9 protein-coding genes and 1 pseudogene are annotated in these 12,371 nt (G+C 74.6%); 4 read left to right on the forward strand and 6 right to left on the reverse strand.

Annotation, left to right across the window (positions count from 1 at the left end; genetic code table 11):
• Window positions 1–61 precede the first annotated feature (61 nt).
• Complete coding sequence (locus tag VR45_RS26025; protein WP_052709377.1) at window positions 62–1,465, forward strand: LCP family protein; 1,404 nt, start codon at window positions 62–64, stop codon at window positions 1,463–1,465.
• A 131-nt stretch (window positions 1,466–1,596) separates the two neighbouring features.
• On the opposite strand, the gene VR45_RS50180 is transcribed toward VR45_RS26025, so the two are convergent.
• Complete coding sequence (locus VR45_RS50180; protein ID WP_045942275.1) at window positions 1,597–3,846, reverse strand: DUF11 domain-containing protein; 2,250 nt, start codon at window positions 3,844–3,846, stop codon at window positions 1,597–1,599.
• A gap of 300 nt (window positions 3,847–4,146) precedes the next feature.
• On the opposite strand from VR45_RS50180, the gene VR45_RS26035 reads away from it, so the two are divergent.
• Window positions 4,147–5,151, forward strand: coding sequence for an endonuclease/exonuclease/phosphatase family protein (locus VR45_RS26035; protein WP_234326169.1), 1,005 nt, complete (start codon window positions 4,147–4,149; stop codon window positions 5,149–5,151).
• Here VR45_RS26035 and VR45_RS26040 read toward each other — a convergent pair.
• The gene (locus VR45_RS26040) at window positions 5,141–6,382 is read right to left on the reverse strand and encodes an MFS transporter (protein ID WP_063772549.1); all 1,242 of its coding nucleotides are present in this window, start codon (window positions 6,380–6,382) and stop codon (window positions 5,141–5,143) included. The two genes, VR45_RS26035 and VR45_RS26040, sit on opposite strands and share 11 nt — an antisense overlap.
• Window positions 6,383–6,604: 222 nt before the next feature.
• Between VR45_RS26040 and VR45_RS26045 the strand changes: the two genes are divergently transcribed.
• A complete protein-coding gene (locus VR45_RS26045; RefSeq protein WP_045942276.1) occupies window positions 6,605–7,054 on the forward strand; it encodes a helix-turn-helix domain-containing protein in 450 nt (149 codons plus the stop codon).
• Between the two features lie 35 nt (window positions 7,055–7,089).
• On the opposite strand, the gene VR45_RS26050 is transcribed toward VR45_RS26045, so the two are convergent.
• Entirely contained in the window at window positions 7,090–8,367 is a 1,278-nt protein-coding gene (locus VR45_RS26050; protein ID WP_052709378.1) for a DUF6777 domain-containing protein, read from the reverse strand.
• A 545-nt stretch (window positions 8,368–8,912) separates the two neighbouring features.
• On the opposite strand from VR45_RS26050, the gene VR45_RS26055 reads away from it, so the two are divergent.
• Window positions 8,913–10,274 carry a streptophobe family protein gene (locus tag VR45_RS26055; protein ID WP_107094637.1) on the forward strand — a complete coding sequence of 454 codons (1,362 nt, stop codon included), beginning with the start codon at window positions 8,913–8,915 and terminating at the stop codon, window positions 10,272–10,274.
• Here VR45_RS26055 and VR45_RS26060 read toward each other — a convergent pair.
• From VR45_RS26060 to VR45_RS26070, 3 genes and pseudogenes are all read right to left on the reverse strand, one after another.
• On the reverse strand, window positions 10,271–10,657 hold the full coding sequence (locus VR45_RS26060; protein WP_045942277.1) for a DUF4259 domain-containing protein: 387 nt from the start codon (window positions 10,655–10,657) through the stop codon (window positions 10,271–10,273). The genes VR45_RS26055 and VR45_RS26060 overlap by 4 nt on opposite strands.
• A 91-nt stretch (window positions 10,658–10,748) precedes the next feature.
• The gene (locus VR45_RS26065; protein WP_045942284.1) at window positions 10,749–11,774 is read right to left on the reverse strand and encodes a serine/threonine-protein kinase; all 1,026 of its coding nucleotides are present in this window, start codon (window positions 11,772–11,774) and stop codon (window positions 10,749–10,751) included.
• A 257-nt stretch (window positions 11,775–12,031) separates the two neighbouring features.
• A pseudogene (locus tag VR45_RS26070) lies at window positions 12,032–12,371 on the reverse strand (hypothetical protein); the annotation flags it as partial.

Consider the following 12,371-nt stretch of genomic DNA (forward strand, 5'->3'; position numbering starts at 1 on the left):
GCCCCGAACCCCGCCCCGGCCGCCGTCACCGCCGGCCCGACCGCTCACCGGAGGCACCGTCATGGCTGAGCCCCGCACCGGGCCGTTGACCGTCGTCGGCCGAGTGCTCGCCGGCACCCTCTCGGTGGCCGTCCTCGGCGCGAGCGGCCTGGTCTGGTACGAGTACCGGCAGCTCGACAGCGGCATGGTCAAGTCGGCCGCGCTCACCGAGGCCCGGAAGAACGCGCCCCCGCACCTCGACCAGTCCGTCAACCTGCTGCTCATCGGCCTCGACAGCCGCAAGGACATGGACGGCAACGACCTGCCCAAGGAGTTCGTCGAGGAGGAGCTGCACGCCGGCTCCAGCGAGATCGGCGGGTACAACACCAACGCGCTGATCGTCCTGCACATACCGGCCAACGGGGGCAAGGTGACGGCCCTGTCCGTCCCGCGCGACGACTATGTGCAGACCGTCGGCGCGGACGGGAAGATGCACAAGATCAAGGAGGCGTACGGCATCGCCAAGGGCGCCGCCGAGCAGAAGCTGAGCGGGAAGGGCCTGTCCAAGCCGGAGCTGGAGCGGCAGAGCCGGGAGGCCGGGCGGGCCGCGACCCTCCAGACCGTCCAGTCCTTCCTGGACATCCCGATCGACCACTTCGCGGAGGTGAACCTGATCGGCTTCTACGACATCGCCAAGGCCGTCGAGCCGATCCAGGTCTGCCTCAACAACCCGGTGGACGACCCGATCGTCTCCCGGACGGCGACCCACGAGGGCGGCGGGACGGGGCTGAGGCTCCCGGCGGGCGTCAGCTCGCTCGACGCCCGGCAGGCGCTGTCGTTCGTCCGCCAGCGCCACCACCTGAAGAACGGCGACCTGGACCGGACCCATCGGCAGCAGGCCTTCATCTCCTCCGTCGTCTACAAGTTGAAGCAGGACGGTGTGGTCGGCGACCTCGGCCGGCTCCAGTGGCTGTTCGACGCGGTGAAGAAGGACGTGGTCATCGACGACCGTTGGAACGTCCTGGACTTCGCCCAGCAGGCGCCCAACCTGACCGGCGGCAATGTGGAGTTCAACACGCTGCCGATCACCGGGTTCAAGAACATCGGCGGCCAGGAGGTCAACACCGTCGACCCGGGCCAGATCAAGCGCATCGTCAAGCAGCTGTTCGGCCACGAGGTCCCACCGGCGGCCGGCCCGGCCGAGCAGCCCGAGCCGACCTCGCCCGCCGCACCGTCCTCGCCCGCCGCACCGTCCACCTCGGCCGAGCCGTCGACGGCCGGGGTCAAGGCCAAGGCCGTGTTCGCGGAGCCCGTCGCCACCCGGACGACCCCGGCCGCGCCCCGCGCCACACACTCCCCCCGCACCGCGGGCCCGTCCGTCCCGCCGGAGGCCCCGTCGACCCCGCCCACCACCGCCGATCCGACTCCGGACCTCCCCATGCAGGGCCCCGCGGTGAGGGCCGGGGGCATCCCCTGCGTGGACTGAACCCCTAACGTCCCCCGTTTCACGACAGAGCTCGTGCCGGGCGGATGGGCCCGGCACGAGCTCTGGTCAGTCGGGGTCAGTCAGTCGGGGTCGGTCAGTCGGTCGGTCGGTCTTCGCCGAGAGGCGGGAGCCTAGTGTCGGCGGCCCCGGGTGCGCAGGACGAGCAGACCGATCATCAGGCAGCCGAGGGCGCCGAAGGCGAGAACGGGGAGGGCGCCGGAGCCGGTGCTGGGGAGCTCTCCGCCGGGCCCGGGGGCGTGCGTCGGCTTGGCGGTGGGCCGGTGGCTGTGTGTCGCCGTGGGGGAGGACGTGGGGGAGGGGGAGGCGGTGGGGGACTCGGTCGGAGAAGGGGACGCCGTCGGTGAGGCCGTCGGTGAGGGCGAGGCCGTCGGGGACGGCGACGGCGTGGGGACGGTCACCGTGACGTCGGCGTGGCAACGGGCGTCGCCCTCGCCGGGCGGGCAGTTGTTGCGGTAGGTGCTGGAGGTGACGGTGTTGGCGAGCGCGGTGTCGGTGGTGAGCGAGCCGTGCACGGTCACCGAGTACGTGATGGTGGCGCTCCCGCCGACCGGCAGGTCCCCGGTCCAGTGCAGGGTGGTGCCGGTGACGGTGACGGAGCCCAGGTCGGCGACGGCGTCACCGTTGTAGTCGGCCCGGGAGAGCACCTCGGCGAGGTTGTCGTCGAGGGTGACACCGGGTGCGGCGACGCGGCCGGTGTTGGTGACCTTGATCCGGTAGTCGACGGTCCGTCCGGGGGTGGTGGAGGTGGGGGTGGCGGTCTTCTCGATCGAGTAGACCGGCGTGTCGACCACGGTGTTGCGCACGGTGTTGCTGGTGCGGGTCTGCTCGCGCTGCGTCTGGTTGCCCCGGAAGGAGAGGGTCGCGCTGTCGTCCAGGACGGTGCCGGCGGTGGCGGCCTGGTCGACGGTGGCCCGGAAGGCGACGGTGGTGCTCGCGCCCGGGGCGAGGTCGGCGACCTGGCAGGTGACGGTCTGCCCGGCGGCGGTGCAGGAGGGGTTGGAGCCCGCGACGAAGGTGGTGCCGGCGGGCAGCTGGTCGGTGACGGTGATGCCGGTGGCGGTGTCGAGGTCGCCGCTGCTGCCGTCGGCGTGCTGGTTGGCGACGGTGAAGGTGTAGGTGATGCTGTCGCCGGGGGAGACGTTGCCGGGCGGGTTGTTGTCGGTGGTACCGGCCGGGGTGTTGGCCTTGGTGATCTGCAGGTCCGGTTCGAGGGCGTCGACGGCGAGCCAGACGGCCTGCGGGTGCAGGGCGTCGCCGGCGCCGTTGATCCGGAGCACGGCCTGGGTGCTGCCGGCGGGGATCTTGCCGGTGACGTCGATCATGCGGGCGTCGTAGCCGTAGTTGTTGACCGGCGCGGGGTCGCGGGTCGTGATGTTGCTGCCGGTGCCGTCGGCGGCGACCCGGTCGATCCGGCTGGTGAAGGCGTTGTCGGTGGAGACACCGGTGGGGCCGGGCATCGGCAGCAGCGTCAGGTTGTCGGTCGCGGAGCCGACCAGCAGTTGGTCGCCCGAGATCGGCACGTCGCCGTCGCCGACGGTGACGCCCATGGTGGCCGGCGGGGCGGTGGCCGGGGTGCGGATGCCGGCGAGGGTGAGCGTCGCCAGGTTGTCGGGGGAGCGCAGCAGCTGGAAGCCGTCCCAGACCTGGAGGTAGCGCAGCGGGTCGGCCTGGTCCTGGTAGGCCACCACGAGTGACCAGCCGCCCCAGCAGCCCACGTTGTTGCCGCCGGAGTTCTGCGCGGAGGAGCGCCCGGCGCACGCCTGGATGTCCGCGACGGTGTAGCTGCCCGCGCCCGCGGCCTTCACCTGGGCGGTGACGTCCTTCACGCCGGCCCCGGCCAGCAGCGGCTCGGGCGGGGTGCCGCCGACCTGCTGGTCGAACCAGTCGTAGGTGTCGGCGGTGACCTGCTCGTAGGAGGCGCCGCCCGGGACCTTCCAGGACACCGTATTGCCCTTGTTGATGTCCCCGGAGGTGCCGCCGGCGGTGCTGGTGTTGGTCGGGTTGAACTGCCAGTACAGCCGGGCGGAGAGCACCTCGGCTCCGGCCGGGATCACCAGCTGGGCCGAGGACGCGTTGTTCCCGGGCGCGTTCGGGTCGGTCTTGATGTACTTGGTGCGGCCGTTGTTGGTGCCCTCGGTGTCGTTGCAGGCCGATCCGTCGCTGTCGTCGCAGGTCAGGACCGAGTTCGAGGCCATCGTCAGGTTGCCGTGGGTGAGCAGGTCGAGCACCGGGTCGGGGCCGATCGGCCGCTGGGTGCCGGCCCCGCGGACCGCCGCCTGGCGCTGCGGCAGGTCCGGCGCCGCGAAGGCCCGGTCCAGGGCGAACGGAGCCGCCAGCCCGGCGGCCAGCGGGACCGCCATGCACAGGGCGGACAGACGTTTGCGGTGCGGGGAGGGTCGATGAACCACGGGTGGCCTCACAACGGGCAATGGGATCGGGGCAGGTCCCACCCTGGCCCGGCCTCCGGACCGTTCTGTCCGGACACGCAGAAACGATCACCTCAACAGCTCAGTGCCCGGGGCTCCGGGAGAAGGCGCGGCTCCCTCCGCGGTGGCTCCCCCCGCGGCGGCTCCCCGCCGGAAGCCCCGTGCGCGGAGCGGTACGGAACCGCGCCGCGGACGGGGACGTCCTGAGGCAGAGGCGAGGGGCCGGAGCGAGGGGTGGGGAAGCCGGTGGAGCGGGCACGCTGGTGGGTGTGGGTGCGGCGGGTGCTGGAGTGGTCCGGCTGGGCGGTGTCGGCGCTGTCGGCGGCGCTGGTGGCGGTCCGCCTCGGCGGGTGGGACGACGGGACGCCGCTCGCGCTCGCCGTGGTGCTGCTGCCGTACGCGGCGCTGGGCGGCGTGCTCGCGCTCGGGGTGCTGCTGGCGCTCCGCTCGTGGTGGGCGGCGGCGGTCGCCGGGGTGCTGGCGGCGGTGCAGCTCTTCTGGCTGCAGCTCTTCTGGCTGGTCCCGAGGTTGGTGCCGGACGGCGGTGCCGCTCCGGCGGCCGACGCGCCCCGGCTGCGGGTCGCCACCAGCAACGCCTGGGTGGGGCAGGCCGATGCCGCCGAGATCGTCCGGCTGGTGCGCGAACAGCGCGTCGACGTGCTCGCGATGGAGGAGCTGGGGCCGGGCGCGGTCGCCCGGCTGGACCGGGCGGGGATCGCCGAGGTGCTGCCGCACCGGGAGCTGCGGCCCGGCCGGGACACCGCGATCTACTCGCGGCTCCCGCTGACGCCGCTCGATGGCACGGCCTCGGAGGCGGCCCGGGAGCAGATCGCGGCCGAGGTGACGGTCGGCGGCCGCACCGTCCGGCTGACGGCCGTGCACACCTACTACCCGCTGGGTGACTCCGGGCGCTGGTCGGCGGACTTCGACGGACTGCGGGCGGCGGTGTCGGGCGCCACCCGCAACGCCGTCCTGCTGGGGGACTTCAACGCGACGCTCGACCACTCGCCGATGCGGGCCCTGCTCGACACCGGCCTCGCCGACACCCACGCGGAGCTGGGCCGGGGGGCCGCGCCCACCTGGCCGGAGTCGAACACCTACTTCTCCGCGCTGTGGCCGGTGATCCAGATCGACCACGTGCTGCACGGGGAGGCGCTGCGCGCGGTGTCGGTGACGGAGCACCGGGTGCGGGGCGCCGACCACCGCGCGGTGGTCGCGGAGCTGGCCGTCACCGGCTGAGGCAGGGCTCCGCGACGCTGGGCTCCGTGGCGGTGGGTTCCGCGGACCGGTCGTTGTCCACGACGTGGTGGCCCGCCAGCAGGCGTTCGGCGGCCCGCCCGTACGCGAGCGCGAGCAGGCTGACCGTGCCGCCCAGGCCGCAGACCGCCGTCCAGCCGCCGTGTTCGTACGCCAGGGTGGAGCCGATCGCGCCGATCGCGCTGCCTGCCGAGTAGAGCAGCATGTACCCGGCGGTCAGTCGGCTCTGCGCCTCGGGGCGGACCTGGTAGAGCAGGTGCTGATTGACGACGTGCACGGACTGCAGGCCGTAGTCGATCACCACCATGGCGAGCACCAGCCACCACACCGAGTGCGGCAGCAGCGCGGCGAGCGGCCAGGCGGCCAGCATGGCGGTGAGCCCGATCGCCAGGGTGCGCCGCGCCCGCCCCCGGTCGGCCTGTCGGCCGGCGTGCCCGGCGCCGAGCGCGCCGGCGGCCCCGGCCAGGCCGAAGAGCCCGATCTCGGTGTGGCTGAGGCTGAACGGCGGGGCGGCCAGCGGCAGCACCATCGGGGTGAGCAGCACGGTGACGGCGGTGAAGACGAGCAGCGCGAGTCCGGCGCGGACCCGGAGCACGGGCTCCTCGGCGAACAGCGTGAACACCGAGCCGACCAGGCGCGGGTAGTGGATCCGCTCCGGGCGGCGGCGTTCGGTGGGGACGACTGCGGCCAGGGCGACGGCCATGGCGCCGGTGGCGATCGCGGAGACGAGGTAGACGGCGCGCCATCCGGCGAGGTCGCCGACGGTGCCGGCGACGGTCCGGGCGAGGAGGATGCCGACCACGATGCCGCTGGTGACGATGCCGACGACGCGGCCCCGGTCGGCGGGATCGGCGAGGGAGGCCGCGTGGGCGACCATCACCTGGGCGGCCACGGCCAGCATGCCGACCGCCGCCATGGCGAGCAGCATCAGCGGGGCCGAGGGGGAGAGCGCCACGGCCGTGAGCGCCACGACGGAGAGGCCGAGCTGGGCGGTGATCAGGGTGCGGCGGTCGAGGTGGTCGCCCAGGGGGACGAGCAGCAGCAGGCCGACTGCGTAGCCGATCTGGGTGAGGGTGCCGATCAGGCCGACCGTGGCGTGGTCGATGCCGAGGTCCAGGGCGACGAGGTCGAGCAGCGGTTGGGCGTAGTAGACGTTGGCGACAGCCAGGCCACTGGCGACGGAGAACAGCCAGGCGACGGCGGGAACAGGCACGGAACGGGGGCTCCTTCGCGGCAAGGTGGTTTCAAAGTGCTACCGCGCTACCCTTGCACGACGAGGTTTCAATAAGCAACCACGGATCGCCGGCTCGGCGGGCGCTATGGTTGCAAGGTGAAACCCGTGCCACCGGAGCCGCGGGTCACCCGAGCCGCGGGTGGTTACCGGAGCCGCGGGTCACCGGAGCCGCGGGACACCGCCGGACGAGAGGAGAAGCGGGTGCCGAAACGCACCTCGCACGAGGATTCGACCTGCCCGGTCGCCCGGCCGCTGGACCTCCTCGGCGACGGCTGGACGCTGCTGATCGTCCGTGACGCCTTCGACGGGCTGCGCCGCTTCGGGCAGTTCCAGAAGAATCTGGGGCTGGCGAAGAACATCCTCTCCGCGCGCCTCGCCAACCTGGTCGCCCACGGCGTCCTCGAACCTGCTCCCGCTGCCGACGGCAGCCCGTACCAGGAGTACGTACTCACCGAGAAGGGGCGGGCGCTGTTCCCCGTCGTCACCGCCCTGCGCCAGTGGGGCGAGCGGTACTGCTTCGTGGCCGACGAGCCGCGCGCCCGCCTCGTCGACCGCGCCGCCGGCGCGCCGGTCGCCCGGGTGGAGGTCCGGGCGGCCGACGGCCGGGTACTGGGGCCGGACGACACCGAGGTGCTGCTGCCACCGGGGTGACACCCCGGCGGGTCCGGAAGGTTCGGCCGGTCGGATCAGCCGGTGGTCTCCGTGGTGGTGGGGCAGGGCGGCAGGGTGGACGGCGCGGCGGTGGCGCAGGTCGCCGTGGCCGTCGCCGGCTGCTGGGCCGAGGTGGTCGACGCGGCCGTCTTCGCGGTCGTCGTGGTGGCGGCCGGGGTGTTCGTCACCGTCGGCTTCGAGGTCGCCGACTCGGTGGAGGCGCTGGTCGAGGTGCCGGCCGAGGCGGAGGAGGAGGTGGCCCCGGAGGAGGTCGCGCCCGAGGACGTGGCTCCCGACGACGTCGCCCCCGAGGACGTGGCCCCCGAGGAGGTCGCGCCCGAGGTGGAGGCGGTCGCCGAGCTGCTGGACGGTCCGGTGGAGCCGGAGGTCGAGCCGGACGGCGAACCCGAGGTCGAGGTGCTTCCGGAACTCGGCGCCGAGGTCGAGGCGGAGGTGGAGCCCGACTTCGACGGGCTCGACGAGGCGGTAGGCCAGGAGGTGGCGGCCGGGACGCCGGGGGCCAGCGGACCTCGCGGCTCCCGGACCTCCTTGTCGACGACCTTGACCTGCCCCGTCACCCGCGCGAACCAACCGCCGGTCACGATGTCCACCAGCACGATCTCGGTCACCGGCCGGGGCGCGGCGACCACGATGACCAGCGTGCTCGGCTGGAAGCCCGTCCACGGCTTGCCGACGTACTTGGCGTCCGAGACCAGCGTCGGCGCCTTCAGCGGGTTGCCGCAGCCGCAGCGCACCCGCGGCACGCCCTGCGCGTCGACCAGCACGGCGGTGCCGGCCTGGAGCACGGACTGGTAGCCGACGGCCGCGCCGCCCTGGTAGCTGTGGTTGGTGACCCGGGTGTCCACCCGCAGGTAGGCCGAGGTCAGCGACCGCAGGTAACCCGGGATGGCGGACTGCTCGATGCCCTGGGCCGAGGCCCAGGCCCGGCCGGTGTCGCCGGTCGAGGTGATCGAGATCAGCCGCTCCACGTCGCAGCTCGGCTTGTTCATCGTCCCGCCGTAGACGCCGGCCGACGTCCCCTCGACGTTGTGGAGGCCGGTGCTCGCGGTGGCCGTGGCACCGGCCGTTCGGGTGGTGGTCGCCGTGGCGGTCGCCGTGGCCGGCGCCGGGGCGGGGGCCTGCACCGCCTCCGTCTGGACCGAGGGGGTGAACGGCGCCGGGCCCGGGTCCTGCGGACCCTGCAGCGCGACCTCGTTCGCGGTCGGCACGGTGGTGTCGCTGCTGCCGCCGCCGCTGTTGTTGTTGATGATCAGCACCGCCGCCACCACGGCCAGCGCGGCGCTGCCGGCCACCAGGGCGGCCTTCCGTCCGGAGCGCCACCACGGCGTCGGACGTCCCCCGGACGGACCGCCCGGACCGGACGGGCCGCCCGGTCCGCCGCCACCGCCCGGTCCGCCGGCTCCGCCGGAGGCCGGGCCGGACGGGGGACCGGGCGGACCGGACCGGCCGCCCGACGGCGGGCCGGAGAGCGGGCCGGACGGCGGTCCGGAGGGCGGGCCGAGGGGCGGCCCGGACGAAGGCGGTTGGGAACTCATCGAGGCTCCGTTTCGCAGGCGGCCGGTCCACCCGGCCGGCGCAGGAGGCTCCTGCCACTGGGATCCATTTCTGCCCCGGGTGCCGGTCCGTCGCAACAGCAGCGGGCAGTGAAGCGGGCAGTGAGCGGTCGGCAGGCGGGTCGCTGAGCGGGATCGGCGGGCGCGTCGGCGCGCGTCGGCACGCGGGGTCGACGGGGCCGGGAGGCGGACAGGCGGGCGGGCCGGTCCTGGGCCACCCTGGTGGCAGGCGTGGGGGCCGGAACCGGACGCACGGGGGACACCGAGCCGACAGGGAGACCCGCATGCACCAGCAGGCCCGTTCGAGCGGGCCGGCCCGCACCGGGGCGGCCGGACCACCCGGCGCCGTGCGCGGCTGGCTGGACGCGGTGGCGGTCGTCCTGGCCGGGTTCGCCGCGATGGCGGCCGTCGCCGCGCTCGGCCTCTGGGCGGCCGGGGCGAACGACCTGCCCGGCGGCGGCTTCCCGTACGTGCTCGCCGCCACCCTCACCCTCGCGGTCGGCGGTTCGGTCGGTCTCGACGGCGGGGCCGGCTTCTTCGCCTCCGTCGATGCCGGGATCGTCGCGATGCCGCTGTCCGTGAGCCTGGTCGGCGCGCTGGCCGTGGCCGAGGTGTTCCTGCGCCAACTGCGGTTCCGCGCGGTCGCGGGCGGCCGGGAACTGCTCGGCCGTGCCGCCCGGACGGCGGTCGTCTGGCTGGTCGCGCTCGTCCTGCTCTGCGTCGCGGCCCGGCACACCTTCCCGGTGCCGCTCGGTGACGGGCTGGTCGAACAGCTCGGCGGCGCGCTCGGGATCAACCCCGAGGTGGGCTTCCACGCGGAGCCCGCGCCCACCCTCGGACTGGGGCTGCTCTGGCTGCTGGTCGTGCTGGCCGCGACCTTCGCCGTCTCCCGCCGCGCGCCGCTGCCGCGCTCCCTGGTGCCCTTCCAGCAGGCCGTCCGCCCGGCCGGGTTCGCGATGCTGCTGGTCCTGCTCGGGTGCGTGGCGCTGGGGGTGCTGGCCGCGATCGGCACCGCCGTGGTGAACGGGAACGCCCGCGAGGTCGCCGCCGTCGCGCTGCTCGCCCTGCCCAATCTGGTCTGGCTCGCCTTCGGCGTCGGCCTCGGCGGCGAGTGGAACGGCCACCTGGTCGGCGCGATCGGACTGCCCGTGCCCAAATCACTGGCCGCCGTGCTGCGCGTCGGCGAGGGCCAGGACGGCACGGTGAACCTCGGCACGCTCGCCGAACAGGACGCCCGCGCCTGGTGGTTGCTCCCGCTGGCCGCCGTCCTGATGCTCGCCGCCGGGGTGTTCGCCGCGCACCGCGCACCGCGCGGGGTCCGGCTGTGGCAGCACGCGGTGCGGCTGGCGGCGGCCGCCGCCGTCACCATGCTGTTGGTCGGCGTCTGGACCAGGATCTCCGCCGACTACGGCCTCTCGGTGCTCGGGGTCGGCCTCGGCGAGGGCGGCCTGGGCGACCTGCTCAGCTCCGTCCTCGGCCCGGCGGTGGGCCCGGTCGGCCCGGCCGCCGCCCTGACCGGCGGCACGCTCACGCTCGACCCGGTGCTCTGGATCACCGTGCCGCTCGCCGCCGGCTGGGGCCTGCTGACGGGCACCCTGGGCGCCCTCGCCGCGGCCCGCCTGCCCCGCCGCGGGGAGACCGACTAGGAGTCCTGGTCGACCTCTGCCTGCCGCGCATCGGCGGCCAGCTGGTCGAAGGTGCGGATCAGCACCTCCCGGCGCTTCTTCTTGTACTCGGGCTTGGGCTCCAGGCCGTCGATGCTGCGCTCCCAGACGGCCATGTAGGTCACCTTCCAGCCCTCGATCACCTCGGCCTTCGGCAGTCCCTCGGTGGAGTGGCCGGCCTGCGCGAGGACGTGCAGCAGTTCCAGCTGGCACGGCACGGCCTCGCCCCAGTACTCGTCGGGTTCGATGCCGACCGGATCGCCGGCCATCGCCTCGGCGACCTCGTCGACGAGTCGGCCGACGACGGCCGACAGGTGGTCCAGCGCCGTGTCGCTCTCGAAGTTCCCACTGCCCCACGTGCCCACGGATTCTCCCCGGTCGCTCTGTCGTCCTCGCTGTCGGGGCCATCGAAGCAGGCAGCACCGACAACGGCCGGGGCCGTCGTCCGGCGGGGCGTCACCGCCAGTGGCTGCGGTCGGGCGGGTGGATGGCCGGGAGGGCCCAGGCGGGGGGTTCGGGGACGCCAGGGGTGGCGCCGAACGGGGGTGCGGCGGCGACGGCGGGGACGACCTGGGTCGGTGGGCCGGCCGTGCCCCACTGGGCGCCGGGAGGGCCGGTGGCCGGGGTGACGGTCGCCGCCGCGCGCAGTTCGGCGACGAACTGCAGGCAGCTGGCGAACCGCTCCTCGGGGGCCTTGGCGAGGGCCCGGCCGATCACCTCGTCCACGGCGGGGGACAGGTCGGGCCGGTGCTCGCGCACGGTGGGCGGCGGGTCGTTGAGGTGCGCCCAGAGCAGGGCGAGGTCACTCTCCCGGCGGAACGGCGGTGCTCCGGAGAGCATCTCGAAGACGACGCAACCGAGGCCGTACTGGTCGCAGCGGCCGTCCAGCGGGCGGCCGGAGATCTGCTCGGGCGCGGCGTAGTCGAGGGTGCCGACGATCTGGCCGACGCCGGTCAGTCCGCTCAGTGACAGGGACTTCTTGGTGAGGCCGAAGTCGGCGAGGTAGAGGTGTTCCGGGTGCTCGCTGTCGGTGCCGGGGGCGACGAGCACATTGCCGGGTTTGACGTCCCGGTGGACCAGGTCGTGGTCGTGCGCGGCGTCCAGCGCGGACGCGATCTGCAGGGCGAGCCCGGCGGCCCGCTCGACCGGGAAGGGGCCGCCGCGGGAGATGAGCCCGCGCAGGTCGCCGTGCTCGACGTAGCGCATCGCGATGAAGAGGATGCCGTCCGCCTCGCCCGCCTCGAACACCGGGATGATGTGCGGGTGGTCGATCGCGGCGGCGACCTGCGACTCGTGGATGAAGCGGCGCCGGAACACCTCGTTGCGGGCGAGTTCGGGGGCGAGCAGTTTGACCGCGACGGTGCGGCCCAGCCGCAGGTCCTTGGCCCGGTAGACGACGGCCATGCCGCCGCGGCCGATCTCCGCCTCCAGGCGGTACCCGGCGACCCGCCGTCCGACCAGGCCGGCGGGCAGGCTCGGCAGCGCGAGGGCGGCGTCGTCGTCGAGGTCCGCGCCCTGGTCCGCGCCCCGGTCCGCCTCCGGTTCCGCCGGCGGGTCGGGCCCGGGGCTGGGTCCGGCGGGAGCGGCCGCCGCGGTGGGACCGGCGTCGGGCACCTCGGTGAGCCGCGCCGCGGTGGGAGGGTGCGGCGACGGCTCGGCGGGCTGGTCCGGGGCAGGCGGTGGCTCGGCGGGCGGCTGCTCACCGGGCGGGGGCCCCGGGGGCGGTTCCGGGGGCGTGGTCACGGCCCCACCAGTCGGGTGGGCTCGCCGGCGTCCGGTGGCGGCGCGGCGTTCGGCGTCCCGGCGGCCGGCCTCCCGCTGTCGGGGAGCCGCGGCCGGTCGCCGACGGCGTAGGTGTGGAGCTGGAGGCCGTCGCAGTAGGACCAGCGGTCGTGCACCGGGTCGAACACCCAGAGCCGCTCGCCGTCGACGACCAGCCCGATCCGCAGGCCGCGCGCCCGGTCCCGGAAGGTCTCCAGGTCGACGCCGCCGGCGGCGAGGTCCTCCAGCAGCGAGCGGTAGCGGGCCAGGCCGCCCTCCGCCTCGGCGAGCGCGGGGCGGGGGTCGGCGGTGCGGGCG

Origin of the sequence: Streptomyces sp. NRRL S-495 (assembly GCF_000966955.1) — a bacterium.
Taxonomy (GTDB): domain Bacteria; phylum Actinomycetota; class Actinomycetes; order Streptomycetales; family Streptomycetaceae; genus Kitasatospora; species Kitasatospora purpeofusca.

Bases quoted from the DNA above. Each gene is read 5' to 3' on its own strand.
- VR45_RS50180 (WP_045942275.1), bottom strand. From the start codon at position 3,846: ATGGCGGTCCCGCTGGCCGCCGGGCTGGCGGCTCCGTTCGCCCTGGAC.
- VR45_RS26055 (WP_107094637.1), top strand. From the start codon at position 8,913: ATGCACCAGCAGGCCCGTTCGAGCGGGCCGGCCCGCACCGGGGCGGCC.
- VR45_RS26025 (WP_052709377.1), top strand. From the start codon at position 62: ATGGCTGAGCCCCGCACCGGGCCGTTGACCGTCGTCGGCCGAGTGCTC.